This is a genomic window from Burkholderia sp. Ac-20345, assembly GCF_017104825.1.
GTDB classification, from domain to species: Bacteria; Pseudomonadota; Gammaproteobacteria; order Burkholderiales; family Burkholderiaceae; genus Burkholderia; species Burkholderia lata_B.
Genome location: NZ_JAAGPO010000157.1, coordinates 1 through 26,827, shown reverse-complemented (window position 1 = coordinate 26,827; position 26,827 = coordinate 1). Strand labels below are relative to the sequence as shown.

Annotated in this window: 25 protein-coding genes, 1 pseudogene and 1 riboswitch; of the genes and pseudogenes, 9 read left to right on the top strand and 17 right to left on the bottom strand. The window is 68.1% G+C overall.

Annotated elements, in window-relative coordinates; all coding sequences use genetic code 11:
* The 4 genes from G3O06_RS35380 to G3O06_RS35365 all read right to left on the bottom strand — a co-directional run.
* Nucleotides 1-556 (bottom strand): sigma factor (locus tag G3O06_RS35380; RefSeq protein WP_346779575.1); only part of this gene is annotated, 556 nt, incomplete at its 3' end.
* Nucleotides 553-969, bottom strand: a complete 417-nt coding sequence (locus G3O06_RS35375; protein ID WP_122949114.1) for a VOC family protein — start codon at nucleotides 967-969, stop codon at nucleotides 553-555. The genes G3O06_RS35380 and G3O06_RS35375, both read right to left, overlap by 4 nt.
* 45 nt (nucleotides 970-1,014) lie before the next feature.
* Nucleotides 1,015-1,434 carry a YciI family protein gene (locus G3O06_RS35370; protein WP_205818970.1) on the bottom strand — a complete coding sequence of 140 codons (420 nt, stop codon included), beginning with the start codon at nucleotides 1,432-1,434 and terminating at the stop codon, nucleotides 1,015-1,017.
* A gap of 124 nt (nucleotides 1,435-1,558) precedes the next feature.
* A complete protein-coding gene (locus G3O06_RS35365; protein WP_034185206.1) occupies nucleotides 1,559-1,912 on the bottom strand; it encodes a YciI family protein in 354 nt (117 codons plus the stop codon).
* A 203-nt stretch (nucleotides 1,913-2,115) separates the two neighbouring features.
* Here G3O06_RS35365 and G3O06_RS35360 point away from each other — a divergent pair, with 203 nt between their 5' ends.
* From G3O06_RS35360 to G3O06_RS35345, 4 genes are all read left to right on the top strand, one after another.
* Nucleotides 2,116-3,990, top strand: a complete 1,875-nt coding sequence (locus G3O06_RS35360; RefSeq protein ID WP_205818969.1) for an ExeM/NucH family extracellular endonuclease — start codon at nucleotides 2,116-2,118, stop codon at nucleotides 3,988-3,990.
* Between the two features lie 285 nt (nucleotides 3,991-4,275).
* Complete coding sequence (locus G3O06_RS35355) at nucleotides 4,276-4,662, top strand: DUF883 family protein (protein ID WP_174917652.1); 387 nt, start codon at nucleotides 4,276-4,278, stop codon at nucleotides 4,660-4,662.
* 64 nt (nucleotides 4,663-4,726) lie between these two features.
* On the top strand, nucleotides 4,727-5,311 hold the full coding sequence (locus G3O06_RS35350) for a YSC84-related protein (protein ID WP_205818968.1): 585 nt from the start codon (nucleotides 4,727-4,729) through the stop codon (nucleotides 5,309-5,311).
* Between the two features lie 236 nt (nucleotides 5,312-5,547).
* Complete coding sequence (locus G3O06_RS35345) at nucleotides 5,548-6,600, top strand: AI-2E family transporter (protein WP_174917650.1); 1,053 nt, start codon at nucleotides 5,548-5,550, stop codon at nucleotides 6,598-6,600.
* Between the two features lie 43 nt (nucleotides 6,601-6,643).
* On the opposite strand, the gene G3O06_RS35340 is transcribed toward G3O06_RS35345, so the two are convergent.
* The 6 genes from G3O06_RS35340 to G3O06_RS35315 all read right to left on the bottom strand — a co-directional run bounded on the left by G3O06_RS35340 (nucleotide 6,644) and on the right by G3O06_RS35315 (nucleotide 12,668).
* Nucleotides 6,644-7,159 carry a thioesterase gene (locus tag G3O06_RS35340; RefSeq protein WP_205818967.1) on the bottom strand — a complete coding sequence of 172 codons (516 nt, stop codon included), beginning with the start codon at nucleotides 7,157-7,159 and terminating at the stop codon, nucleotides 6,644-6,646.
* A 204-nt stretch (nucleotides 7,160-7,363) separates the two neighbouring features.
* A complete protein-coding gene (locus tag G3O06_RS35335) occupies nucleotides 7,364-8,380 on the bottom strand; it encodes an NADP-dependent oxidoreductase (protein WP_205818966.1) in 1,017 nt (338 codons plus the stop codon).
* 37 nt (nucleotides 8,381-8,417) lie between these two features.
* Nucleotides 8,418-9,206, bottom strand: coding sequence for an SDR family oxidoreductase (locus tag G3O06_RS35330; RefSeq protein ID WP_059521513.1), 789 nt, complete (start codon nucleotides 9,204-9,206; stop codon nucleotides 8,418-8,420).
* Nucleotides 9,207-9,678: 472 nt separating this feature from the next.
* A complete protein-coding gene (locus G3O06_RS35325) occupies nucleotides 9,679-10,269 on the bottom strand; it encodes a phosphatase PAP2 family protein (RefSeq protein ID WP_205818965.1) in 591 nt (196 codons plus the stop codon).
* A gap of 81 nt (nucleotides 10,270-10,350) precedes the next feature.
* Nucleotides 10,351-11,667: an Nramp family divalent metal transporter gene (locus tag G3O06_RS35320; RefSeq protein ID WP_205818964.1), complete on the bottom strand. Its 1,317-nt coding sequence runs from the start codon at nucleotides 11,665-11,667 to the stop codon at nucleotides 10,351-10,353.
* Nucleotides 11,616-12,668 carry a helix-turn-helix domain-containing protein gene (locus G3O06_RS35315; RefSeq protein WP_174917645.1) on the bottom strand — a complete coding sequence of 351 codons (1,053 nt, stop codon included), beginning with the start codon at nucleotides 12,666-12,668 and terminating at the stop codon, nucleotides 11,616-11,618. The genes G3O06_RS35320 and G3O06_RS35315 overlap by 52 nt, the downstream gene beginning before the upstream one ends.
* Before the next feature lie 496 nt (nucleotides 12,669-13,164).
* On the opposite strand from G3O06_RS35315, the gene G3O06_RS35310 reads away from it, so the two are divergent.
* Nucleotides 13,165-14,088 carry a LysR family transcriptional regulator gene (locus G3O06_RS35310; RefSeq protein ID WP_174968316.1) on the top strand — a complete coding sequence of 308 codons (924 nt, stop codon included), beginning with the start codon at nucleotides 13,165-13,167 and terminating at the stop codon, nucleotides 14,086-14,088.
* A 109-nt stretch (nucleotides 14,089-14,197) separates the two neighbouring features.
* Nucleotides 14,198-14,599, top strand: a complete 402-nt coding sequence (locus G3O06_RS35305; protein ID WP_011355890.1) for an OsmC family protein — start codon at nucleotides 14,198-14,200, stop codon at nucleotides 14,597-14,599.
* 103 nt (nucleotides 14,600-14,702) lie between these two features.
* On the opposite strand, the gene G3O06_RS35300 is transcribed toward G3O06_RS35305, so the two are convergent.
* Nucleotides 14,703-15,584: a Dyp-type peroxidase gene (locus G3O06_RS35300; RefSeq protein WP_174917642.1), complete on the bottom strand. Its 882-nt coding sequence runs from the start codon at nucleotides 15,582-15,584 to the stop codon at nucleotides 14,703-14,705.
* A 489-nt stretch (nucleotides 15,585-16,073) separates the two neighbouring features.
* Between G3O06_RS35300 and G3O06_RS35295 the strand changes: the two genes are divergently transcribed.
* Both G3O06_RS35295 and G3O06_RS35290 read left to right on the top strand, forming a co-directional pair.
* Entirely contained in the window at nucleotides 16,074-17,936 is a 1,863-nt protein-coding gene (locus G3O06_RS35295) for an ABC transporter ATP-binding protein (RefSeq protein ID WP_205818963.1), read from the top strand.
* A gap of 206 nt (nucleotides 17,937-18,142) precedes the next feature.
* Nucleotides 18,143-18,856, top strand: coding sequence for a riboflavin synthase subunit alpha (locus G3O06_RS35290; protein WP_174968313.1), 714 nt, complete (start codon nucleotides 18,143-18,145; stop codon nucleotides 18,854-18,856).
* Nucleotides 18,857-18,869: 13 nt separating this feature from the next.
* On the opposite strand, the gene G3O06_RS35285 is transcribed toward G3O06_RS35290, so the two are convergent.
* The 5 genes from G3O06_RS35285 to G3O06_RS35265 form a co-directional block, all read right to left on the bottom strand.
* Nucleotides 18,870-19,481: a shikimate kinase gene (locus G3O06_RS35285; RefSeq protein WP_346779574.1), complete on the bottom strand. Its 612-nt coding sequence runs from the start codon at nucleotides 19,479-19,481 to the stop codon at nucleotides 18,870-18,872.
* A 70-nt stretch (nucleotides 19,482-19,551) separates the two neighbouring features.
* Complete coding sequence (locus G3O06_RS35280; RefSeq protein ID WP_205818962.1) at nucleotides 19,552-20,793, bottom strand: voltage-gated chloride channel family protein; 1,242 nt, start codon at nucleotides 20,791-20,793, stop codon at nucleotides 19,552-19,554.
* A 79-nt stretch (nucleotides 20,794-20,872) separates the two neighbouring features.
* Nucleotides 20,873-20,976: riboswitch (Fluoride riboswitch) on the bottom strand.
* Between the two features lie 84 nt (nucleotides 20,977-21,060).
* Nucleotides 21,061-22,080 carry a chemotaxis response regulator protein-glutamate methylesterase gene (locus G3O06_RS35275; protein WP_205818961.1) on the bottom strand — a complete coding sequence of 340 codons (1,020 nt, stop codon included), beginning with the start codon at nucleotides 22,078-22,080 and terminating at the stop codon, nucleotides 21,061-21,063.
* On the bottom strand, nucleotides 22,077-24,386 hold the full coding sequence (locus tag G3O06_RS35270; protein WP_174979030.1) for a hybrid sensor histidine kinase/response regulator: 2,310 nt from the start codon (nucleotides 24,384-24,386) through the stop codon (nucleotides 22,077-22,079). Before G3O06_RS35270 ends, G3O06_RS35275 begins: the two co-directional genes overlap by 4 nt.
* Nucleotides 24,383-25,090 carry a chemotaxis protein CheW gene (locus G3O06_RS35265; protein ID WP_205818960.1) on the bottom strand — a complete coding sequence of 236 codons (708 nt, stop codon included), beginning with the start codon at nucleotides 25,088-25,090 and terminating at the stop codon, nucleotides 24,383-24,385. Before G3O06_RS35265 ends, G3O06_RS35270 begins: the two co-directional genes overlap by 4 nt.
* 92 nt (nucleotides 25,091-25,182) lie before the next feature.
* Here G3O06_RS35265 and G3O06_RS35260 point away from each other — a divergent pair, with 92 nt between their 5' ends.
* Nucleotides 25,183-26,235 (top strand): RNA-guided endonuclease TnpB family protein, encoded by a 1,053-nt coding sequence (locus G3O06_RS35260; RefSeq protein WP_174979031.1) that lies wholly within the window; start codon nucleotides 25,183-25,185, stop codon nucleotides 26,233-26,235.
* Nucleotides 26,236-26,298: 63 nt separating this feature from the next.
* Here the strand turns inward: G3O06_RS35260 and G3O06_RS35255 are convergent.
* A pseudogene (locus G3O06_RS35255) lies at nucleotides 26,299-26,827 on the bottom strand (MCP methyltransferase); the annotation flags it as partial.

Here is a 26,827-nt window from a genome sequence, read left to right as displayed (position 1 = left end):
CGGCCGGCACCTCGAACGGCACGTGCGCCGCCGCGAGCGTGCGCTTCGCGCGCACGATCCGCTGCGCGATCGTCGGCTCGGGCGTCAGGAACGCGCGCGCGATCTCGCCCGTCGTCAGCCCGCCGAGCAGCCGCAGCGTGAGCGCGACGCGCGCATCGGTCGACAGCACCGGGTGGCACGACGTGAAGATCAGCCGCAGCAGGTCGTCGCCGATGTCGTCGTCGCTCGCGTCGGCAAGCGCCTCCGCGATGTCGGGGACGACATGCGCTTCGAGCGCGTCCATCTCGTGGCCGAGCTGGTCGCGCTTCGCCGCGTGGAGCGACTCCTGCCGGACACGATCGAGTGCGCGACGCTTCACGGCCGTCATCAGCCATGCGGCCGGGTTGTCGGGCACGCCGTCGACGGGCCAGTGCTCGAGCGCCGCGACGAGCGTGTCCTGCGCCAGTTCCTCGGCCACGCCGACATCGCGCACCACGCGTGCGGCGCGCGCGATGATCTTGGGCGCCTCGATCCGCCAGACCGCTTCGATCGCACGGTGAGTCGCCTCACGCGTCACGACGCCTGCCCCTCGGCGGACGCGTCCAGCGGCATGGCCATCAGTTCCCATGCATGGCCGTCCGGATCGTCGAACCCGTGGCCGTACATGTTCGGGTACTCGCGCGGCGCTTGCGGCGCGGACCCGCCGGCCGCCAGCGCCTTCGCGACGATCGCATCGACCTCGGCGCGGCTTTCGCACGACAGGCATGACAGGGCCTGCACCTGCGTCGCGGGATCGATGATGGTTTTGCCGGTAAACGTCTGGAAGAACGGCCGCACGAGCAGCATCGCGAAAATCGTGTCGCTGATCTTGATGCACGCGGCCTGGTCGTTGGTATAGGCCGGCACGACCTCGAAGCCGAGCGCCTGGTAGAACGCCTTCGAACGCGGCAGGTCGGCCACGGGCAGGTTGATGAAGACCATCTTGTGCATGTCGGGTGCTCCCGGTGAGGTTGGATTCAGGTGGTGGGTAATCAATCAGGCGCCGGTGCGGCCGACGTGGAGTTCGCGGAACCGCTCGACCGCGTCGCTCGGCGTGAGGTCATCAAGCTCGAACAGCGGCCGCACCTCGATCTCGCAATCCATCTCGGCGCCGAACGGCGCGGGGAACCGGCGAGTCCATTCGAGCGCTTCGTCGCGCGAACGCACCTGGATCAGCGTATAGCCGGCGATCAGTTCCTTCGTTTCGGCGAACGGGCCGTCGACCACCGTGCCCTTGCCGCCCGTGTAGCGCACGCGCCAGCCGCGCGAGCTCGGCCGCAGCCCGTTCGCGTCGAGCAGCACGCCCGCACCGGCCAGTTCCTCGTGATAGACGGTCATGGCCTCGACCAGCCGGTTGTCCGGCAACGCGTCGGACTCGCTGACAGCGTTCGCCCGGATCATGATCATGAATCGCATCGTTCACTCCTTGTCGTGGTGGAAGGCAGCGCCCGTTCATCGGCGCCTTATCCGGACGACGGCCGGAAGACAGCCGGATCGACATATTTCGCGATAGATCAGGGTAAATACTGAGTCACGGCAATCACAGGAAGCACGGGCCGACCGCCCGCACCTCGACCGTGCACCATTGCGCGGCCGGGCACTGGCGCGCGATCTCGATTGCTTCCTCGCGCGTGTCGACATCGACGAGGAAGAAGCCGCCGACCATCTCCTTCGCCTCCGCGAACGGGCCGTCGAGCAGGCGCGTCTCGCCGTCGCGCACCTGCACGCGCGTCCCGCGCTCGGAGCGCTCCAGCGACTCGACGCCGCGCAGCACGCCACGCGCCTTCAGCGTCTCGGCGAAATCGACCATCCGCGCGTACAGCGCCTGACCTTCGTCGAGCGTGCGCTCGGCGCGCTGGTCGGTTGGCTCGACAATCAACAGCATGTAAGACATGGATTTCTCCTGTGGGAACGGGGCGCGGCAGCGTTCGCTGCGCAATCGGGATGCGCCGGCCGATGCAAAAGCGTAGCAGCCGCCGCGCGGCTTGCATCGTCGGCCAATCGGCACTGGCCGGACGGCCAATTCGGCCGCTTCCTGACATTTTGCCGTCAAGATGCCTGCCCGAACCGTCGGATTTTCTTCCTGTGGACCGCCCCATGTCACGCCTGCTTCTGCCGCTTGCCGTTGCACCGTTCATCGCCCTCGCCACCGTCTTCGCCCCCGCCGCCCTCTTTGCCCGGCCGGCCACGGCCGAGCCGCCGGTCAGCGCCGGCTGCGGCGGCGCAACCACGCCGATTGCCGAGCTCCGCGGCGCCGGCGGCCCGTCGCCGTTGGCCGGGCAAACGACCTCGATCGAAGCTGTCGTCACCGCGGCGTTCGGCGGCACCGACGGCCTCGGCGGCTTCTTCGTCCAGCAGGCCGACGCGCAGCGGCTGCACCGGCCGGGCGTCCCGGAAGGCGTGTTCGTGTACGCGCCGAACGCACGCGCGCAGGCCGGCGATCTCGTCCATCTCACGGGCCGCGTCGACGAGCGATACGGCCGGACGCAATTCACGCTGTCGGGCGGCGTGACCGTCTGCGCACGCGGGCAGGCAGTCACACCGGCAACGCTCACGCTGCCGGTCGCCACGCAATCCGTGCTGGCCGCGCATGAAGGGATGCGGGTGCGCCTGCCGCAAACGCTGACGGTGAGCGATACCCACGAACTCGGCCGCTACGGCAGTGTCGTCCTCAGCAACGGCCGGCTGCGCATTCCGACCCACGTCGCCCCGCCGGCCGAGGCCGCCGCGCTCGCAGCAGCCAACGCACGCAACCGCATCGTGCTCGACGACGGCTCGAGCCGCCGCGATCCCGCGACCGTGCGCTATCCGCCGCCCGCGCTGAGCGCCGCCAACACACTGCGCGCGGGCTATACGGTGCACCGCGTCGAAGGCGTGCTCGAACTGCGCCACGGCGCGTGGCGGCTGCAACCGGTTGCCGGCGCGGCGCCGGTGTTCGATGCCGCCGCGAACCCGCGTACCGATGCGCCCGCCCGGCATCCCGACGCCGATGTGCGCATCGTGTCGTTCAACGTATTCAACTATTTCAACGGCGACGGGCATGGCAGCGGATTCGATGCCCCGGACAACCGCGGCGCGAAAACGCCCGCCGCGTTCGCGCGACAGGAGGCGAAGATCGTCGCGGCATTGCGCGCGCTGCGTGCCGACGTGATCGGGCTGATGGAAATCGCGAACAACGGCCACGGCGACGCGAGCGCCGTGCAGCGTTTCGCCGGGCAACTTGGCGACGGCTGGCGCGCGGTCGATCCCGGCACAGCGCGGCTCGGCCGCGATGCGATTGCGGTCGCGCTGCTGTACGACAGCCGCACGGTCGAGCCGGCCGGGCGTGCGGCGACCGTTGCACTCGGCGGCCGGCACCGCCCGCCGCTCGCGCAGACATTCCGGCGCATCGGCGGCACGCGCGCGTTCACGGTCGCGGTCAATCACCTGAAATCGAAGAACTGCCCGAACGCGACCGGCGCCGATCGCGACCAGTCGGACGGCCAGGGCTGCTGGAACGCAGCGCGCACGCGAGCGGCCGCGCGCGTCTCCGACTGGCTCGCCACGTCGCCGACGGGTACCGCGGCCGACGGCGTACTGCTGATCGGCGACCTGAACAGCTACGCGAAGGAAGATCCGGTGCTCACGCTCGAATCTCGTGGCTACGCGAACCTGGTGGCCCGCTTCGTCGGCGATACTGCGTACAGCTACGTATTTCGCGGCGAAGCGGGCAGCCTCGACCACGCGCTCGCCACGCCGGCGCTCGCCGCGCGCGTGAAGGCCGTGCACGTCTGGCACATCAACGCCGACGAACCGGTCGCGCTGCAACCCGTGCCCGATTACAAGACGTCCGCGCAACGGTCGTCTTATTACGCACCCGACGCGTACCGTTCATCGGACCACGATCCCGTCGTGATCGACGTCGCGCTTGGCGACGGCGGCACGTTGGCGTCCCCGGGCACGAACCGTGCTCGTCCACAACGCGTCGACTAGTGCATTTGCATCAGCTCAAGGCCTGCAACGGCACTATTTACCTGATAGCCCTGGCGACGCCATATTTACCGTGCCTTCACCGCGTACCGCAGCCCGATACGCCGCTTCGCCCGGAATGCGAATTTTTTTCAACCGCCGTGCCGCCCCGTGCGGCGGGGCTTCGCGGCAATCCTGCCGACGAATTGAAAATTTGTCTCGAAACAAAATCGGGCCAAGTGAATCACACAAGTTGCTGGGATTCGTCTTATCTTCAAATTGGCCTTGAATCGAAGGAGGATCAACACCATGGCGCTCACCGACTCGATCGAACACAAGCTGGACCGCGGCCTGTCCGACATTCGTCGCACGGGCCGGCGCGTGGGACGCACGACGCGCTCGGCCGCCCGCGACCTGCGTGCCGACGTCACCGACGATCTGCGCGGGCTGGTCGACGAACTGGAAGACCTGCTGAAAAACGATGGCGACGGCGATATCGCCGCGCTGCGCAAGCGCGTGCAATCCAGGCTCGATGAAGCGCGCAGCGCGCTCGACCATGCGTCGGGCAGCGCAGCCGCCCGGCTGCGCGATTCGGCTGAACGCGTGTCGCAGGCCGTGCACGACAACCCGTGGCAAACCGCCGGCGTCGTCGCCGGTCTCGCGTTCGTTGCGGGCCTGCTCCTTGCCCGCCGTTGAACGGAGCCGGCCGCCCCGCTGCCCGCCCCGACCGTCCTCAATCAGACAACGAAGGAGAAACGCCATGCAAAAAACCTTTGCCATGAAAGCCGCCGCCGCCGTCCTGCTCGGCAGCCTCGCGCTCGCCGGCTGCACGACCACGCCCGACAAACCCGAAAGCGCATCGACCAGCGCGTCGAAGCGCCAGTCGATCGACGCCAGCGTGAACGCAACGCTGTCGCGCCTCTATTCGACGGTGCCGGGTTCGCGTGAACTCGTCGCGAAATCGCGCGGCGTGCTCGTGTTCCCGAACGTGCTGCAGGCCGGCTTCATCGTCGGCGGCCAGTCCGGCAACGGCGCGCTGCGCGTCGGCGGCAGCACCGTCGGCTACTACAACACGTCGTCGCTGTCGGTCGGCCTGCAGGCCGGCGCGCAGTCGAAGGCGATCGTGTTCCTGTTCATGACGCAGGATGCGCTCGACTCGTTCCGCAAGTCCGAAGGCTGGGCCGCGGGCGCCGACGCATCGGTCGCGGTCGTTAAGGTCGGCGCGAACGGCGCGGTCGATACGACCACGGCCACCGCACCGGTCGAGGTACTGGTCCTGACCAACGCGGGCCTGATGGGCGACCTTTCGGTGAACGGCACCAAGGTCACGAAGCTCAATATCTGACGATGCGGCACGCGGCGTTGCGCCGCGTTTGCTTCCCGGCAGCGCCGCGGCCCCGGCCGCGGCGTTTTCGCATGTGTCGCGCGCAGCGGCTATGATGGCGGCACCTTTGCGGGCATACTCCGCTTCGGGCCGCCCCGCGGCGCATTGCGCCGCGAACCCGTGACGATCGCGAACCGATCGCGCGCGGAGCAACGAGATTCAATCAAACCACGCATCAATCTGCGCGAATGTCATCCATGGAAAGCGGACACGACCACCAAAAATTCTTCTATTTCCTGCTGGCCGCGGTCACCGTCGGACTCTGCTGGATCCTCGCGCCGTTTTCCGGAGCCGTGTTCTGGGGCACCATTCTCGCGATCCTGTTCCAGCCCGTGCAACGCTGGCTCGCCGCGCGCTTCGGCAAGCGGCGCAACCTGGCCGCGCTCGTGACGCTGTCGCTGATCGTCCTGATCGTGATCCTGCCGCTCGTGTTCGTCGCCGCGACGCTCGTGCAGGAAATCGCGTACGTGTACCAGGAAATCAAGACCGCGCAGCCGAACTATTCGCAATACTTCCAGGACATCATCCACGCACTGCCGTCGTCGATCCAGCACCTGCTGCAGAAATACGGGCTGAGCAACCTGCCCGGCATCCAGAAGAAACTGACTGACGGCGCCGCGCAGATCAGCCAGCTCGCGGCAACGCAGGCGCTCAGCATCGGCCAGAACACGTTCCAGTTCGTCGTGAGCTTCGGCGTGATGCTGTACATGGTGTTCTTCCTGCTGCGCGACGGCGGCGAGATCGGCCGCCGCGTGCGCCGCGCGCTGCCGCTCGACGACGAGCACAAGAACCTGCTGCTGGCGAAATTCACGACGGTCGTGCGCGCGACGGTGAAAGGCAACATCGCGGTCGCGCTCGTGCAGGGTGCGCTCGGCGGCCTGATCTTCTGGATCCTCGGGATCGAAGGCGTCGTGCTGTGGGGCGCGCTGATGGCGTTCCTGTCGCTGCTGCCCGCGATCGGCGCGAGCCTCGTCTGGGTGCCGGCCGCGCTCTACTTGCTGATGATCGGCGCGGTGTGGAAATGCGTGATTCTCGTCGCGTTCTGCGTGGGCGTAATCGGTCTCGTCGACAACCTGCTGCGCCCGATCCTCGTCGGCAAGGACACGAAGATGCCCGACTGGGTCGTGCTGATCTCGACGCTCGGCGGGATGGCGCTGTTCGGCATCACCGGCTTCGTGATCGGGCCGCTCGTCGCCGCGCTGTTCATGGCGAGCTGGGACATCTACGCACGCTCCGAACAGGGCGAATGACACTGCGCGTGGCCGCGTGCCACGCACCTGCGGACCTTCGCGGTCACGGGTGACGAATGCGAATCAAAACGGGCGCCACGGCGCCCGTTTCTTCATCCGCCGCCAGCATCATCACGCCGCCATACGGCCCGACGCGATACGTGCGGCCCGACACCAGCGGCACGCTTCGATCGTCGTGCGCATCGCGCCACGTTGCACGCACGCGCGAGGCGACATCGGGCGCGAACGGCGCACCGTCAGGCCCGACCAGTGCCACATGGGCGCCCGGCAAACGGCGGCCATGCGCATCGAACCGCAGCGTTGCCGCCGCTCCGCCGTGCACCATCTCTCTTCCTTCGACGACTACGCTCGATCGTGCGTCGAGCGTCACGTCGTAGAGATCGACGAGCGCACCCATGAAGCGCACGTCACCGCCTGACGCAGCGTGCCCGGCCGCCACCGCATTCGACATCGCGAACGCCACGCCAAGCCCTATTGCGATCTTCCACACGGCACCGGCACACCGCACCGTTCGATCGCGCATCGCCACCGATGCCGCCCGCTTCGCGTCGTTTCGCATGTTCCTTCCCCCCTGACGTGACCAGAAAAAAAGGCGGCGTGACGCGTCGGTCACACCGCCTGTCTGCTGGCAATCACTTTAGGGAGAGACGCCCGGACAATATATGGGACAAGTCCGAAACTAAAGCCCAATTGTTCGAACGCACCGCGTTCGCGCCGCTCGCGGCAGCGTACGACCGGCATCGCACGGCATGCCGCGGGCCGGTCACGCGTCCGGATCGACGCGCAGCACGAGCTTGCCGCGATGGTCGCCGTCGAACAGGCGATTCAGCACGTCGGGCGCATTCTCGAGACCGTCTGCAACCGTCTCCTCGGCCTTGAGCCGGCCGTCGCGCAGCCAGCCCGCGAGCGTCTGCACGGCCTCGCGGCTCTTGCGATAGTCGAGGATCAGGAAGCCGCGCATCGTCAGCCGCTTCGAGATCAGCACGCCGACGTCGTCCGCCGCACGCCCGCTGTTGTAGTTCGAGATCACGCCGCACAGCGCAACGCGCCCGCCGATCACCATGCGCGACAGCACCGCGCGCATCACCTCGCCGCCGACGTTCTCGAAGTTCACGTGCACGCCGTCCGGCGTCGCCGCCTTCAGTTGCTGACGGAAATCGTCGGCCTTGTAATCGACGGCCGCGTCGAAGCCGAGCGTCTCGGTCAGGTAGCGGCACTTGTCCGCGCCGCCCGCGATGCCGACCACGCGCGCGCCGTGGATCTTGCCGATCTGCCCGGCGATCGAGCCGACCGAGCCGGCCGCCGCCGATACCACGAGCGTTTCACCCGGCTGCACCGGCGCGATATCCGTCAGCCCGTAGTACGCGGTCAGCCCGCTCATCCCGCACGCGCCGAGCAGCGTCGGCAGCGGCAGGCCCGACTCCGCGGGCAGCTTCACGAGTTGCGCGGTCTGGTCGGCCGGCACGACCGCATAGTCCTGCCAGCCGACGAGCCCCTGCACGAGATCGCCTTCCGCGAACCCCGCATGGCGCGACGCCACCACGCGCCCGATGCCTAGCGCGCGCATCACCTCGCCGATCGCGACGGGCGGCAGGTACTGCGGCACGTCGCTCATCCACACGCGGTTGGTCGGGTCCATCGACAGGTACAACACGCGCACGAGCACCTCGCCGTCCGCGAGCGCCGGCACCGGCGTCTCGACGAGCGAAAAGTGTTCGCGGCCGACCCGCCCTTCCGGGCGCGTCTTCAGCAGCAGTTGGCGGTTCACGGGTGTGGACACGATGTTCTCCTCCGGTCGTTGTAGTTCGGGATGCGCGTCAGACCGCGCACATGCCGCCGTCGATCACGAGTTCGGCGGCCGTCACGAAGCGGCTCTCGTCGGACGCGAGATACACGGCCGCGTGCGCGACGTCATCCGGCTCGCCTAGCCGGCGCAGCGGAATGCCGCGCGCGAGCTTGCGCGTCGCATCGCGTTCGCCGAGCGACTGGAACAGCGGCTCGACGATCCCCGTGCGAATGAACGCCGGGTGAATCGAGTTGCAGCGCACGTCGATCTCGCGGCGCGCGCAGTCGATCGCGACCGACTTCGTCAGCGACGCGACCGCCGCCTTCGACGCGTTGTACGCGGTGAAATCCGGCTCGACCTTGAACGCGGCCACCGACGAGATGTTGATGATCGACGCGGGATGGCTCTCGGCCAGATACGACAGCGCATGCTTGCAGCCGAGCACGATGCTCTCGACGTTGATCGCCATCACGCGCCGCCATTCGTCCAGCTCGATTTGCGCGGGCGAGCCGATCGAGCCGACGCCCGCGTTGTTGACGAGCACCGACAGCCCGCCCATCGCATCGACCGCCTGCGCGAGCAGCGCCTGCCAGCGCGCCTCGTCACGCACGTCCTGCGTCGCGGCGAACGCGACCGGCGTCGCGTGGCCTGCGTTGAGTTCCTGCGCGAACGCGTCGAGCACCGCCGCGTCGGCGATGTCGGTCACGAACACGCGCGCGCCCTGCTCGACCATCCGGCGCGCGATCGCGCGGCCGAGGCCGCCCGCGGCGCCCGTGATGTATGCGCACTTGCCGGCAAGGCGCGAAGAAACGACTGTCATGTGACCTGCTCCTATCGTGAATCGTCATCGCGGAACGCTGCCGCGACGGGGTGGCCGTGCCGTGCCTGCTCCGGCCGACGCGGGCCGGTCGACCGCGCCTCGACATCACGAGGCGCCGCACGGTTTCCGCGAGTATATCGAGATGAACGTGACGCGCGCCCGACCGGCCGGGCAGCCTGCCCCGGTTGAACGTCAGCCAGCGTACGCGAATGCCGCCAATCGATGAAATGAATAATCGTTATGCCCGGTCATAGACTCAGTTAATGACCTTCGCATACCGGCACGCATGCGCCGGCCGGCGGCGCCCGCCAGTCACGTAGACCGGGCGGTTCGTTGATTCAGGGAATGAAGGAGGACGGCGTTCCGTGCAGACGAGGATGCAATCGAGAAGATGAGCGGCGTGGAATCGTGCAACCGCCGGGCGAAAGCCGGCGGCAAGAAAGCGGCGCCGGGGCGTCGCGACCGGCTACCGTCAGAATCCGTCGCCCGACGGCGCACGCACGAACGCGCAGAGTTGCGGCGAATGCGTATCGATCATCTGCTGGAACGGGGCACGGTGCCCGTACGCGATGCCCGACACGAGCAGCAGGCAGACGGCCGCGACACGCGGCGAGAAGGCACGCTGCCGCGCGCCGTCGTAGCCGCGCAGGAACACCAGCGCGACGAGCGCACCGAGCATCCAGCCGACGATCACTTCCGGAACGGTGTGCGAATGATCGAACACGCGCGCGACGGCCGTGACCGCACCGACGGCCAACCCGGCCGCGATGCCGGGCGCCTTTCCCGGCCGGAATGCCTGCCACAGCATCGACAGCGCGACGGTCCACACGGACGTCGACAGCATCGTATGGCCGCTGATCACGCGAAAATCGAATTGCGGCAGCTCGATGCCGCACCCGGCATACAGGATCTTCGTGGCGCCGACGAGGCCCATGCCGGCGGCGAGCAGCACGCCCCAGCGGACGGCGAGGCGCCAGTCAGTGAGCGCGAGCCACGCCCCGCACGTCAGCGCGATCGGCAAGGTCAGCGCGGCATCGCCGATGTTGCTGATTTCACTCCACATAACGGACTTCGGACGACGATCGAAAGGCCGCAGTTTACCGCATGCGCGCAGCGCGCCTGTTTCAGCCTGTGACAGCCTGTATCAGCTCGCGACACCGGTAATCAGCAACAGGTTCGTGCCGGTGATGACGACGAACAGCGCCCACGCGGCAACCTGCATCCCGCGCCCGATCGTGTGCTCGCCCATCGTGTTGCGATCACTGACCGAGCGGATCAGCGGCCACATCGCGAACGGCAGCTGCAGGCTCAGCAGCACCTGGCTCCACACGAGCAGTTGCCCGACCGAGTTGTCGCCGAGCCACAGCACGCCGATCAGCGCCGGCACGAGCGCGAGCCCGCGCGTGATCAGCCGGCGCTGGTAGCACGGGATCTTCGTGTGCAGGAAGCCGTCCATGATCACCTGGCCGGCGATCGTGCCGGTCAGCGTCGAGCTCTGCCCCGACGCGAGCAGCGCGATGCCGAACAGCAGCGCGGCCGCGCCGCCGGCGATCGGCGTAATCAGCTTGTAGGCTTGTTCGATGTCGGCCACGTTGTGCTGGCCCGTCGCATGGAACGCCGCGCCCGCGACGACCAGGATCGCCGCGTTGACGAGCATCGCGACGAACAGCGACACGAAAGTATCGATGCGCACCAGCGCGAGCGTGTCGCGGATCATCCCGCGCGCACCGCCGACCACGCGCCGCGTCTGCACGACCGACGAATGCAGGTACAGGTTGTGCGGCATGATCGTCGCGCCGACGATGCCGAGCGCGAGCACGATCGCGTCCTTGCGGTCGTGGCCCGGATCGCCCGGCACCAGCCCGCCGACCACCGCGTGCCAGTCGGGCGGCGTGATCGCGACCTGCGCGACGAAGCAGAAGGCCATCGTCGCGATCAGCGCGAGCACGATCGCCTCGATCTGCCGGAACCCCTTGCCCTGCAGGCCGAGCACGATCACCGTGTCGAGCGCGGTCAGCACGATCCCCCACGCGAGCGGCACGCCGAGCAGCAGCTTGAACGCGAGCGCGCAGCCGAGGACTTCCGCGATGTCGCACGCGATGATCGACACTTCGGCGGTCACCCACTGCACGACGCGGCCGAACCGGCCGTAGCGGTCGTAGCTGGCCTGCGCGAGATCCCTGCCCGCGACGAGGCCGAGCCGCGCCGCGAGCATCTGCAGGAAGATCGCCGCGAGGCTCGAGAACGCGACGACCCACAGCAGCGAATAGCCGAACTGCGAACCGGCCTGGATATCGGTCGCCCAGTTGCCGGGATCCATGTAGCCGATCGCGACCAGCAGGCCGGGGCCGAAGAAGCGCTTGAGCTTCTGCCAGCGCGGCGCACCGGCATCGATCGTGATGCTGCCCTTTACTTCCGACGGGCAGAAAGGGGCGGTGGCGGTAGTGGGGAGGAGGGACATGGAAACCGGGAATCGAGATCGCGACAGGACGATTCTACGGGTATCCGTCCGGTTTTCCCCTGCGCGGCGGCGCACGCGGCGCAAAGCCCCCCCGCGCCATCGCAGGCCCCCCCGTGCGCATCGGCCGGCGGCGCGCCACGGGTGAGGATCCTTTCACGCTCGGTGACGCGAAACTCGGTCGGCGACATCAGGATGCGCTGGCGAAACAGCTTCGCGAGCCGCTCGCCGCTGCCGAACCCGGTGCGGCGCGCGACCTTGTCGGCCGGCAGCGTCGTGTGGACCAGCATGTGGCAGGCGCGCTCGAGCCGCACGTGCTGCACGAATTCGGTCGGCGTCACGCCGATCTCCTTCTTGAAGCGCCGCAGGAAATTGCGCTCGCTCATCGCGGCGGCCTGTGCGGCGTTCGCGATCGAGATGCGGTTCACGCTCTGCGCGCGCAGCCGCTGCGCCGACATCCGGATCGACGGGCTCGCGCTCAGTTCGCGAAAGGCCCACATCGACTGCGTATAGCGTTGCTCGACCGGCCGCAGCATGTTGCTGGCGATCTCCTGCGCGGCGCCGTCGCCGAGGTCGACGCGGAACATGTCGAGCACGGCGGCGAACACGTCGGTTTCGCCGGCCTGCAGCTCGACCGTCGTGGCGACCCGTCGCCCGCCCCGGCCGGGCCGCCCTTCGATCGCCGCCGATGGACGCTGCATCGCCGCGAGCGTAGGCAGGTCCATCCCGTCGACGATCCAGCGCGCATGACGGCGAATGTCGCTGAGGCGACGCTGCAATGCGTCGTCCCAGTTGACGGCCGCGCGGTCACCGTGAAGATGAAAGAACGCGAGCGCGCGACGCCCGTGCTCGTCACCGAGCGGATCGGCCGCGATGCTCACGCCGGAGGACGACTGCAACAGCCCCCCGCTTTCGGACACGTACTTCAACTGGTAGTCAGCACTGTATGCGTGCAGGCGATTCGCCAGGTTGAAAGCCTCGCCAATACGCGCGGCCTGGGCCAACGAAAATCCCGTACTCAAATAGATAACGACCCATCTCTGATCTGCTGCATTCACTGGCCAAGCCCCCGACTCGTTCGACTTCTTTTAATACCGTCGAACTGTCAGGCTTATATTTGGTTTGAATGCGTGCGACAGGACGGCTATCCCGAAATATGAAGCGACGGCATCTTAGCCGAACGGGTCGCGCCTTTGGCGCGAAATGGCCGACGTGGACAGCATGATGGCGGATTACTACAGGCTGTCACGGTTTGCTGGCGGCCCTGTGTGGAATTGCCCGGGCCGATATCGCCAATTATTGCGATTGTGTACGTCGCAATCCGCGCATTTCATTGCGGCTTATTGCGTCGGGTATCCGGATAAATACACAACCGAATATCGGCGCAAACGATATCGATTCGTATCCAATGCCGCCGATCGCCACGCAGGAAAGCCCGCGTATCCGTTGCCTGCGCATCCTTTAGAATCGGTCCACCATTCACCACGCCGCCCGCGCCCCGTGCCCGCCGATCACCGTCTCGACCTGAACCTGTTTCGCGTGCTCGACGCCGTCTACGTGCATGGCGGCATCGGCGCGGCCGCCCGCGCGCTGCATCTCACGCAGCCGGCCGTCACGCATGCGCTCAACCGGCTGCGCGCGCATTTCGACGATCCGCTGTTCGTGCGGCAGGGCAACCGCGTCGTCGCAACCGAACGCACACGTTCGATCATCGCGGACGTGCAGTTGCACCTGAAGGGCCTGCAAGGCACCGCGCGCGCGCCGTCGGCATTCGATCCCGCGACGCTCGACCTGACCATCGCCGTCGGCATTCGCGACGTGCTCGAGTCGATCGCGCTGCCGCGGATCGTCGCCGCGTTCGCCGATGAAGCGCCGGGCCTGCGGCTCGTGAGCCGCCGCATCGCGGTGGCCGACATCGAGCGCGAACTCGCATCGGGCAATCTCGATCTCGCCGTCGATCGCCGCGTGCCGACCGGCCCGCGCATCGCCACCGAACACCTGCTCGACGATTCGCTCGTCGTCGCGCTGCGCAGCGATCATCCGCTTGCGCGCGACCCGCTGCGGCGCGGCGACTATTTCGCGGCGCAGCATGTCGCGGTGTCGTCGCTCGGCGAGCCGCAATCGCTCGACGTGCTGCTCGGCAACGACGGCCGCTTCCGCGATATCCGGCTCACCTGCCAGCACTATTTCGCCGCATGCCAGATCGCCGCGACCGGCAACCTGCTGGTCACGCTGCCGCACACGTACGCGTTGCGGATGGCCGCGCTACTGCCGATCGTCGTGCGGCCGCTACCGTTGCGGCTCAAGCCGTTCCCGCTCCTCGCGTACTGGCACGAATCGCGCGACGCCGATCGCGCGCACCAGTGGGTCCGCGAACGCATCGCCGCGCTCGTGCGCAGCAGCGCCGGCGCCACCGGCGCATAGCCGCCGCACGGCAGCGCGGCGCACGCCGTCACGGTCGGGACGGTATGCTGACGGCTGCGCGCCGCCACGCGGCGCCCGCTTCCCTCTTTCCGCTGACCGGAGACTTGCCATGTCGCTCATCCATGCCGCCGCCGTCCTCGACGCCGATGCGCCCGACTACGTCGTCCAGCTGCAGGCCGGCACGCACGCGCTGACCGGCGACGAAGCACCACGCGAAGGCGGCCAGGATCGCGGGCCGGCACCGTACGAGTTCGTGCTGGCCGGCCTCGCCCAATGCACGGCCGCGACGCTGCGCATGTACATGCAGCGCAAGACGTGGCCGGCCACGCGCATCGACGTGCGCACCGAGCTGCATGCCGATCGCGACGGCACGCAGTACGTGCGCCGCGTCGTGACGCTCGATGGCCCGCTCGATGAAGCACAACGCCAGCGCCTTGCCGAAATCTGCGAGAAGACGCCGGTCACGCAGTTCATCAAGCGCGGCACACGGATCGACACGACGTTGAACTGACACACAACGCACGCTGCGCACGCGGCGCTCGATCGCCGCGCCAAAAAGAAACGGGGGGCCGCGCACGATGCGCGGCCCCCCGTTCGTCGATACCGTCAGGCGCTTACAGTCCCAGTGCGGACAGGTCGAGCTTGCCGTCCTTCATCGGCGGGCACCAGAAATACGCGCCCGTCAGCGGCCGCGTGAAGCGGAACAGGCCGTCGACGATCCCGTCTTCCGCGCCGCTCATCCGGCGCATCTGCACATCGAACGCGCGGAACGAGCAGCCGAACGCCACGAAGTACAGGCCCGCGCGACGCGCGTCCGACCACGGCGACGAGCGGCGCAGCATGAACGCTTCGGGCTCGAAACTTTCCTGCGCGGTACGCTTCACGTGCGCGAACTCGGGCGCGTCGTCGAGTTCTTCGTTGTCCGAGCGGCGGCGCCCGATGATGTTGTCCATGTCGCCCGACGGAATGCGCTCCATCTGGTCGAAGTCGTGCAGCCATTGCTGGACCGCGACGAAGCTCGCGCCGTCGAGCCCCGCGCCCTGCCCCGTCACGATCGCCGCGGCCACCGCGTCGTCGCCTTCCGGATTCTCGGTGCCGTCCTCGTAGCCGGACAGGTCGCGATCGTTCGAATAGCGGAAACCGTCGACCGCGTCCTGCAGCGCGAATGCCGGCGCCAGCGCGCGTTCGATCGCCCGCGCGCGCAGCACGATCTCGCCGCGGTCGCCGCCGCGCAGCCAGACCCACACGTCGGCCGGCGTCGCCGGCAGCGTGCGGTCCTTCACCGCGAACGCCGGGAATTCGGTCAGGCCCGGCACCGGGTGCCCGAGGTGCGCCGCCAGCGCTTGCCCGAACCCGACCACCGTGTCGCGTCCGTCGACGATCTCGCGCAGCGCGGCCAGCGCCGCCGCCACATTGCCGTCATTCGAAATCGTGAAAGTGAGGTATCGGGCCGCCGTATCGATCGGGGTCAGGATGCCTTGCTGAACGTCGCTCATCGTTTCCTCAGGAATGTATCGTGGTGAATCTGCGAGGGCCGCGGCGCCGTGCGCCGCAGACGCTGAAGTGTAATCGATGCGCATGCCGACCCTTGCGCTGCCGCACTGCGGCTGGCCCGCGAGAGAAGGGCCAAAACCCCGAATACTAACCGTATCGACGCTGCAACGCCGCATTCGTCAGACGTTGCGGCGCGCCCTTCACTGCTGATAGAATCTTTACACGTCTTTTCGGCGTCCTTTCAACCGTTCACTTCAGGGGAGGTGCAGATGTTCCGAATGCCAGCAACCTTCCCGAACGTGGTCCCACGGCGCAGCTGATCCAGCCCGCCGTCCGCGCCGGCTCCCGAGTTTTCCGCTAACCCGTCAGCCGCGCCGTTTCCCGACAGCCCGTTTCGTCTCGCCGCATGGTTTCCGCGCGGCCCAGCTGTTGCGTTTTCGATGTTCTCCGAACCGGAAAGTCCCGTCGCGCGATGCGCCGGGCAACGATAAATGACCAGAAAAACCACCCATCTGGGCGGCCAGGCATTCCAGGCCGTCTTCGGCTTCACCTTCCGTTACTGGCGCAAGCAGCCGGCCCGCACCGCCACGGTCGCGGGCCTCGCGCTGCTCGCCGCGCTCGCCGACGTGCTCACGCCGCTGTTCGCCGGCCGCCTCGTCGACGCGCTGTCGACCGGCCTGACCGACCGCGCCGCCGCATGGCATGCGGCCCTCGTCGCATTCGGCACGCTCGCCGCGCTCGGGCTCGGCGCGACGGTGCTGCGGCAAGGCGTCTACCTGAACATCATCACGCTCACGCTGAAGATGATGAGCGAGATCGCGGCCGCGTCGTTCCATCGCGTGCAGCGCTTCTCGACCGACTGGCACGCGAACAGCTTCGCGGGCTCGACCGTGCGCAAGATCACGCGCGGGATCTGGGCGCTCGACCTGCTGAACGACACCGTGCTGATCGCGCTGCTGCCGTCGGTCACGATGCTCGTCGGCGCCACCGTGCTGCTCGGCACGCACTGGCCCGTGATGGGGCTCGTCGTCGGCGCGGGTTCGCTGCTGTACATCACGGTGACGGTCGCGGTGTCGCTCGGCATCGTCGCGCCGGCCGCGCGGCTCGGCAACCTGTGGGATACGCGCATGGGCGGCGCGCTCGCCGATGCCGTGAGCTGCAACGCGGTCGTGAAGGCGTTCGGCGCCGAAACGCGCGAGGAAGCGCGGCTCGCGCGCGTGATCGGCAAATGGCGGCAACGCACGCGCCGCACCTGGGTGCGCGGCACGTTGAACGGCGGGTTGCAGGGCGCGATGCTCGTCGCGATGCAGGCCGCGATGATCGGCGTTGCGCTGCGGCTGTGGGCGAACAACGAGGCGAGCGTCGGCGACATCGCGTTCGCGCTGACGATGTTCTTCATGCTGCAGGGCTACTTGCGCGACGTCGGCATGCACATCCGCAACCTGCAGCGCTCGGTGAACGACATGGAAGAACTCGTCGCGCTCGAACGCCAGCCGCTCGGCATCGACGATCGTCCCGGCGCACCGGCGATCCGGATCGGGCAAGGCGAGATCCGCTTCGAGCACGTGACGTTCCGCTACGGCAACCATCCGGTGCCGCTGTACGACGATTTCTCGATGCGGATCGCACCGGGCGAGCGCGTCGGCCTCGTCGGCCACTCGGGGTCGGGCAAGACGACGTTCATCAAGCTGATCCAGCGCCTGTACGACGTGTCGGGCGGCCGCATCACGATCGACGGCCAGGACATCGCGAGCGTGCGGCAGGATTCGCTGCGCAGCCAGATCGCGATCGTCCAGCAGGAGCCCGTGCTGTTCCACCGCACGCTCGCGGAGAACATCGCGTATGCGCGCCCCGACGCGAGCCGGGCCGACATCGAGCGCGCCGCGCGGCTCGCCAGCGCGCACGACTTCATCGCCACGCTGCCGGACGGCTATGACACGCTCGTCGGTGAGCGCGGGATCAAGCTGTCGGGCGGTGAGCGCCAGCGGGTCGCGATCGCGCGCGCGTTCCTCGCCGATGCGCCGATCCTGATCCTCGACGAAGCCACGTCGAGCCTCGATAGCGAAAGCGAGCTGCTGATCCAGCAGGCAATGGAGCGGCTGATGGTCGGCCGCACGACGCTCGTGGTCGCGCACCGGCTGTCGACCGTGCGCGCGCTCGACCGGCTGCTGGTGCTCGATCGCGGCAAGGTGATCGAGGAAGGCAGCCACGACGCGCTGATCCGGATCGACGGCGGCATCTATCGCCGGCTGTTCGAGCGGCAGGCGCTGGAGCTCGCGAAGGGGCTCGCCGATTCGCCGCGGCGCACGGCGGACGACGCCGCCGGGCCGCTGGGCGAGCCGGCCGAGGTGTGACGCAAGCGCGTCGCGATGCGCGCCGGAGGTGCGGTCATCACCGCCGGCGCGCGTCGATAAACGGATCCGGATCGAGGCCGTGCCAGGTGCACGGCCTTTTTTTCGCCCGCGAACCCCGTCGCTCGCCCCTAAGCGCGGGCCGCGAGGCCTCCGCTTCCGGGATCACTTATCATGTCGACCAGGAAATTTGCGACTAGGGATCGACCATGTTTACAGGAATTGTCCAGGGCGTTGCCACCATCAAGACCATCGCCGATCACGGGGAACTGAGAACCTTCAGCATCGAATTCCCCGAGCGGTTTACCGACGATATCGAGATCGGCGCCAGCGTCTCGGTCGACGGCGTCTGCCTGACGGTGACGACCATCCATTCGCCGGAGCTGATCGACTTCGACGTGATGCTGCCGAGCCTGCGGATCACCACGCTGGCCGATCTCGCGACGGGCGGTCACGTCAACGTGGAGCGAGCCGCGAAGGACGGCGCGGAAATCGGCGGGCATCCGCTGTCCGGCCACGTCGACTTCACCGGGACGATCCGGCACATCGCGTCGTCCGAACATAACCGGATGGTGCGTATCGGCGTGCCGGAGGCGTTCAAGCGCTATGTGTTCGCGAAGGGCTATATCGCGATCAACGGCTGCAGCCTGACGGTGTCCGACGTCAACCGCGACGAAGGCTGGTTCGATGTCTGGCTGATTCCCGAAACGCGCCGCGCGACGACCTTCGACGCGAAGGGCGTCAACGACACGGTCAACATCGAGATCGAGCGCAGCACGCAGGTGGTCGTCGATACGATCCGGGAATCGGTCAAGGAAACGCTCGGCGAACTGAACGGCGTCGTCACCGCGTTGCTGGCGGAAAAAGGCATCGATATCGAGGAACTGCTGGCGCGCCATGTCGCGCGGCTGCCGAAGCAGTAACGGAGCGGGCGTTTCAGGTCCGTCGCCGAAGCACCGGGATTGGCCGCCCGCCCGCGACCGGTTCCGGGCGGCCGTCGCTCGGTGACATCGACGCGACGATAAAGCGTTCGATGTCGGCCGCCACATGTTCGGGTGGGCCGTCGCTCTCAAACCGCTTGCAGGTCAGGCGCATGAACGCAGGAAACCGGCCGCGGATCTTGCGCGTCTCGTCGGCTTCATTCGCATCCAGATATGGCCGGGACAGTTGCCGGCCCACGACCAGTTTCGCGCAGCGTTCGAGATCGAACGAAGGCAACAGGAGCGCGGTGAATCCGTCCTCCTCGATGCCACGGCGGAGTGCCGGATAGGCTGGCGCGGTTTCGTCCGGGTACAGCATGAACCCGGACGAAACCGCGCAGATCGCGGGCGCCGACATGTCGGGCTTGAGTTGCTCGTACAGCCGGACGTTGTGCGACGCATACTCGGCATAGCCCCGGTCCCGGATGAAATCGGCGATGTTTCCGTGCACGGACAGGAAGCATTGATCCACGTCGACGAACCGCCAGTTCAGGCGTGCGGCGACGAGCGCCCCGACCGTGGTCTTGCCGGCACCGCCCGGCCCGATCAGATGTACCAGCAACGACACGCGCCCCCTCCGAAGTCGCATGCATCGCGTTCCCCGAGGAGCCGCGACGAACCTGCCTTCCGCGCCCGCCTCACTCCACTTCCGCCTGCGCGCCCTTCCCCACCGCCACACGCTGCGCGCGATAAATCCCCGCGTGCCCCGAGAACAGATACGCGACGACACACGCGACGATCGCATACACGCCGATATCCGCGCCGAACAGTTCGATCGCCATGATCGTCGATGCGATCGGCGTATTGGCCGCACCGGCAAACACCGCGACGAAGCCGAGCCCCGCGAGCACGGGCACCGGTAGCGCCAGCACCTGGCCGAGCGCGTTGCCGAGCGTCGCGCCGATGTAGAACAGCGGCGTCACTTCGCCGCCCTTGAACCCCGACGCGAGCGTGACGACGGTGAACGCGAACTTGCCTGCGAAATCGTAGAGCGGCAGCGGGCCATGAAACGCGGCCTCGATCGTCGGGATGCCGAGGCCGAGATACTGCGGCACGTTCAGCGCGGTGGCGGCCGCGGCGACCAGCAGGCCGCCGAGCACCGGCTGCAGCGGCGCGTAACGGACGACGCGCCGGAACCACGCGGTCAGCGCATGCGTCGCAAACGCGAACAACCGCCCGACCACGCCGAACGCAACGCCTGCGACGACCGTCACGGCCAGCCCTGTCGCCGACACGGCCGGCACGAACGGAATCGCATAGGCCGTGTGATGCACGCCCCACGCGCGGCATACGACGTCCGCGACGATCGCGGAGGCGACGCAGGTCAGCAGCGCGTCGTACCGCACGCGCCCGATCGCGAGCACCTCGAGCCCGAACACGGCGCCCGCGAGCGGCGTGCCGAACACCGACGCGAAACCGGCCGCGATGCCGCCCATCAGCAGCACGCGGCGATGTTCGCGATCGAGGCGGAACACGTGTGTGACACGATCGGCGAGCGCGCCGCCCATCTGCACGGCCGTGCCCTCGCGCCCGGCCGAGCCGCCGAACAGGTGCGTGACGACGGTCGCGACGAGCACGAGCGGCGCCATCCGCTTCGGCACGAGCGCCTTCGGGTCGTGGATCTCGTCGATCAGCAGGTTGTTGCCGCGCGCGACCGACTGGCCGAAGCGATGGTAGATCCAGCCGGTCGCGAAACCGGCGGCCGGCAGCCCCCACAGCAGCCACGGGTGCGCCACGCGCGTGCCGGTCGCCCAGTCGAGCGCAATCAGGAACAGGGCGGAAGCCGTGCCGGCCAGCGTGCCAAGCAGGGCCGAGAGCGCGAGCCAGCGGCACACATAGCGCACGGTCGCGAGAAGATCGGCAGAAGTCGTGAAAAACATGATTTCCAGATTCGACGGAACATCAAAACCTGGGCGGCAGAATACCGCATGGACGGCCTGCGACCTCCTGACGACCCAGGAACACGCAGGCATCATCAGCCGGGCTAACCGGCGGTTGAGGGTCGCACCGTGCGCAACGCGCCGCGTACGACCGCAGGGAGGCATGCCATCTCCGCTGGCCGCCATTGTACGCGACGCCCCGCGCCGCCCGCAATGCGGACGCAGGCCCACCGGACCGAGGCGGCGTCGCGCGCCCCTCGAGCGCCGTCAGTCGCGCAGCGGGCGCGTGACGCGCGAGATCAGCTGGGGGGCAATCCGCTCGAGCGGCAGGATCGCCGACGCCGCCCCGATCGCCGCGGCCGCCTTCGGCATCCCGTAGACGGCGCTGGTCGCCTCGTCCTGCGCGATCGTGTAGCAGCCCTTCGCGCGCATCGCCTTCAGGCCGAGCGCACCGTCGCGCCCCATGCCCGTCAGCAGCACACCGAACGCCTCGCCCTGCCAGCCGTCGGCGACACTGTTGAAGAACACGTCGATCGACGGCCGGTACGGCGTCTCGACCGGATGCCGCGTATAGCCGAGCACGCCGCGCGGCGACAGATACAGGTGATCGTTGGTCGCCGCGAGGAGCACCTCGCCGGCCTGCGGCACGCTGCCCTGCCGCGCGACGCGCACCGGCAGCCGCGTATAACCGTCGAGCCACTCGGCCATCCCGAGCGCGAACGCCTGGTCGACATGCTGGACGATCACGATTGCCGCCGGAAAATCGCCCGGCAGAGCCCGCAGCAGCGCGGTCAGCGCGGTCGGCCCACCCGCCGACGCACCGATCGCGACGAGCGTCGGCTGGCCGCGCTCGGGCGCCGGCCCCGGCGGCACGAGCGCCGCGGTGCGGCTTTCGAGCAACCGGCCGATCTGGTCGATCTTCGCGAGCAGCGCCTGCGGGGATGCATCGGCCGACAGCCCGAGCGCGAGCGTCGGCGTATCGACCGCATCGAGCGCGCCGGCACCCATCGCCTCGTAGACCGACGACGTGTTCGCGCTGACGCTCGCCGTCACGATCAGGATCGCGCACGGCGCGCGCGCCATGATCCGGCGCGTTGCCGCGACACCGTCGACCTTCGGCATCACGAGATCCATCAGCACGAGATCGGGCGGATGCGCGACGCAGAAATCCACCGCTTCGTCGCCGTCGGTCGCGACCCACAGCACGCGGTGGTCCGTGCGCAGCGCGAGCACGCGGCGCAGCGCCTCCACGGCGAGCGGCAGGTCGTTGACGATGCCGATGTTCATCCGCGCGCGTCCCCGATCAGGTCGTGCACGGCGTCGAGCAATGCCTCGTCGTGGAAGCTGCTCTTCGCGAGGTAGTAGTCGGCCCCCGCATCGAGCCCGCGACGGCGATCCTCGTCGCGATCCTTGTACGACACGATCATCACCGGCACGCGCTTGAGCATCGGATCGCTCTTGATCAGCGTGACGAGCTCGATGCCGTCCATGCGCGGCATGTCGACGTCGGTGACAACGAGATCGAACGCATCGCTGCGCACCGCGTTCCAGCCTTCCATCCCGTCGACCGCCACCGTCACGTCGTAGCCGCGCTTTTCCAGCAGCTTGCGTTCGAGCTCGCGCACCGTCAGCGAATCGTCGACGACCAGCACGCGGCGGCGGCGATCGACGAGCGCGAGTTGCGGATCACGCGTGAGCCGCGCGAGCTGCCCGCCGCGCACGAGCTTGTCGACCGAGCGGATCAGGTCCTCGACGTCGACGATCAGCACCGGGTCGCCGTTCTCGAGCAGCGCGCCGGCCGCGATGTTCTGGATCTTGTGCAGGCGGCTGTCGAGCGGCTGCACGACGAGCATCCGCTCGCCGAGGAAACGGTCGACCGCGACGCCGTACAGCTCGGGCTCGGCGCCGACGACCACGACCGCCGTGCTCGTGCGCGCGACGTCGGGCTCGCCCGCGTCGAGCAGCTGGTGCGCGGCAACGAGGCCCGCGCGCCGGCCGTCGAACGGGAAATGCGGCTGCCCTTCGAGCACGTCGATATCGTCGTGCGCGAGTTCGAGCGTGCGGCGCACATGCGCGAGCGGGAACGCATACGGCTCGCCACCGACCTCGACGAGCAGGCTGCGGATCACCGACAGCGTGAGCGGCAACTGCAGCACGAAGCGCATGCCCGCACCCGGCTCGTTGAAGATCCGCACCGCGCCGCGCACGCCACGCACCATCTCCTGCACCGCGTCGAGGCCGACGCCGCGGCCCGACACGTCGGTCACCGCATCGCGCATCGAGAAGCCAGGCAGCAGCAGGAATTCGAGCAGTTCGGGATCGGACAGCCGCGCGGCCGTCTCGTCGTCGGTCAGGCGCTGGCGCACGACGGCCGCGCGCAGCGCGTCCATGTCGACGCCCGGGCCGTCGTCGATCACGCTGACCAGCAGCGAGCCCGCGCTGTGACGCGCCTCCAGTGTCACGCTCGCCTCGGCCGGCTTGCCGCGCGCGCGCCGTGCGTCCGGCGAATCGACGCCGTGGTCGATGGCATTGCGCAGCAGGTGGCCGAGCGGCGCGTCGAGCAGGTCGAGGATGTCGCGGTCGACCTGCGTGCCCTCGCCGACGATCGAGAAACGCACCTGCTTGCCGAGCGAGCGAGCGAGATCGCGGACGATGCGCGGGTACGCGCGTGTCGCGTCGCCAAACGGCCGCATCCGGCACTGCAGCGCTTCGTCGTAAAGCTGCTCGGCGATATGCGTGCTGCGCCGCTCGAAGCGGTCGAATTCGTCCATGCGCTCGGCAAGCGAACGCTGCAGGTCGTTGAGCATGTGCCGCACTTCGTTCATCGACGCGAGCATGCCCGCGTCGAGATCGTCGGCGAATTGTTCGTACATCAGATCGAGCGAACGGGCCGCATCGCGCTGCGCGCGCTTCACGCGCAGCATCGATTCGGCGAACGGCTTGAGCCAGCGCGATTCGACCAGCGATTCTCCGGACAGGCTCAGCAGCCGGTTCAGCGTGTCCGCGCGCACGCGGCGCATCGCGCCGGCGCCGGCCACGCGGCCGGCCTGGGCCGGATCGGGCACCCCGCCCGATACGGCAAGCGGCGGCACCGAGGCACTGGCCCCGACGGGCTCGTTCGCGGCGCCGTCGTGCTCGCGAAACGGCAGGACCGACGGTGGCGCGGACGGCGGCACGGCGGCCGGCGCCTGCATCGTCTGCGCGCCGTCGGCGCCCGTCAGCGCCGCCGCGAACACGTCGATCTCGGTCGACGTCACGGGCTGCCCCTGCGGATCGCCGACGCGCACCAGCAGGTCGACGCCCGCGAGCAGCACGTCGACGTGCGTGGCCGTCAACGCGATCGTGCCGGCCTGCGCGGCGACGAAGCACTCTTCCATCCGCCCCGCGATGTCGACGCCGAGCGGCACGCCGACGATGCGCGCAGCACCCTTCAGCGAATGCGCGGCGCGCATGCATGCCTCGAGCGCGACGGAATCGGGCTCGCCCGATTCGAGCGCGAGCAGCCGCTCGGACAGCGCCTGGGTCTGCGTGCGGGTCTCCTCGCGATACAGCTCGAGCAGCGACAGGTGGCTCAGGTCGTCATCGCCGCTCATCGCATGCTCCGTGTAACCGCGTCGAACAGGCGGTCGTCGTCGAGCAGGCCCACCGACTTGCCGCGCCACGACAGCACGCCGCGCGACAGGCCGGCGCTCGCGCGCCCGACCGTCGCCGGCACGGGCACCCAGTCGGATGCGCCGAAGCGCAGCACGCCCTCGACTTCGTCGACCGGAAACACGACCGGGTCGCCCTGGTGCGCAGCCACCAGCAGCCGCGTGAAGCGGCCATCGTCGCCACCGCTGCCGCCCTTGCCGGCATCGAGGCCGAGCAGCGCACCGATCGAGATCGCGATGCGCAGCGTGCCGCGGATGTTGACCACGCCGCGCACGGCCGAATTGCGGCGATGCGGCAGCGAGTGGATCGGGCGCGTGCCGGCGATCTCGCGCAGCACGCCGATCGGCAGCGCGAGCCATTCGCCGGCCACGCGGAACGCCAGCGCCGCGTGGTGCGCATCGGCATCGGCGTCGTGCACGTGCGGCGCGCCGGGCGCGCTCATCCGGCGCGTGGTGTCGGCCATCTCGGCCCCGTCGAGCGGGCGCTCGAGCAGCTTCGCCGCGTGATACGCGTACACCGAGCAGTTCAGGCAGCGCAGGCAGTCGTTCAGCCGCTCGCACGTGCGGTCGCCGCGCGTGCCGATCCGGTTCCAGCAATCGTCGACGTCGATCGTCGTCTCGTCAATGGCAGCGGCGGCGCGGTTCATCAGAAATTGCTCCGAGAAACTCCGCCATTGATGGCGGCAAGGAAAGGCGTGCTGTTGACAGGTAGCTTCTTCCACGGGTTAGGATCACCTGCATGATTCTTGTCTACCGCTACCGCGTGAAGTCGCTCAACGGACTGCTTAACAAGCAGAGCCGTGCGGTGAACTTCGTCTGGAACTTCTGCAATGACACGCAGAAACACGCGCTCAAGTGGAACAAGAAGTGGCCGACGGGTTTCGACCTGAACGTGTTGACCACCGGCAGTAGCAAGGAACTCGGCATCCACTCCGGCACGATCAACGCGACGTGCGAACAATATGCGAAGTCGCGCAGCCTGCATCGACGCCCTTACCTGCGATATCGCGGCAAGAAATCGCTTGGCTGGGTGCCGCTGAAGGGCCGTGACCTGAAGCGCGAGGGTGAGGCGTTCCGCTTTGCCGGCAACACCTTTCGCGTGTTCAACAGCCGCCCGCTTCCCGAAGGCAAGATCAAGGACGGGACCAACTTCGCCCAGGATGCACGCGGCAACTGGTTTCTGAACATCGTGATCGAGATGCCCGATGTGCAGGCCCGCCCGGTCCGTTCCGGCGTCGGCATCGATCTCGGCCTGAAAGACTTCGCCACACTTTCGACCGGCGAGAAGCTGCCCAATGACCAGTTCAGTCGACGAGCGGCGGAAAAGCTGGCGAAAGCGCAACGGGCACGAAAGCACAAACGACATATCGCGAAGCTGCACGCCAAGATTGCGAATGCCCGCGCCGACTTCCAGCACAAGCTCGCGCTCGATCTGGTGCGGCGCTTCGATTACATCGCGGTCGGCAACGTGTCGGCTGTCAAACTCGCCAGAACCAGGATGGCGAAGAGCGTCTACGACGCATCCTGGTCGTCCTTCCGAAACAAGCTCCGCTACAAAGCGATCGCGCACGGGGCCACGTTCGAGGAAGTCGACGAAAGCGGTTCGACCCAGTCCTGTTCGGCGTGCGGGTCGCAAGACAGCACGACGCGGCCGAAAGGTATCGCGGGACTGCGAATAAGAGAATGGGCCTGCAGTGACTGTGGTGTCGAGCATGATCGAGATACCAACGCTGCGCTGAACATTCTCCGATGCGGACGTGCATCGCCAGGTGTGGGAATCCTCCGCCTTTAGGCGGAAGAGGACGTCAAGAATTCCTCTGGTCATCGCGGTGTCGGTCCCATTCCCGTCGTCGTGTCAGCCGGCCGAGCGCCGTGCGCGCTCGAGCAGCCATTGCGCGCCTGCACGATCGCCGCCGACGTCGAGCAGCGTCGCCAGATGGGTCAGCGCTTCGTGGTGCGTGGGCCGCAGGTACAGCGCCTTCCGGTAGAAGTCGCCGGCTTCCGCGGCGCGGCCGCGCGCATCCGCGATCAGCCCGTTCAGGTAGAACGCATCGGCATGCGGCCCGACGCGCGCCGAGAACTGCGCGAGCACACGCTCGGCCTCGTCGAACGCGCCGGCATTCGCGAGCGCCTGCGCATCTTCCAGCGTCGGCACGGCGACTTCAGCGACCGCCGCAACCGACACAACCGGCACAACCGGCGCAGCCGATTCGGCCGCCGCCACCGGCAGGTCGGCCCATCCGTCGAACGCAGTCGCCTGCATCGCGGGCGGTGGCGCCGCGAACGGCTGACGTGTGTCGCCGAGCCAGGCCGGCGGTGTGACCGCCAGCACCGAGCGCGTCGCCGCGAGCGGTGCAACCGTGAAGCGCTCCGCGCGTCGGTAC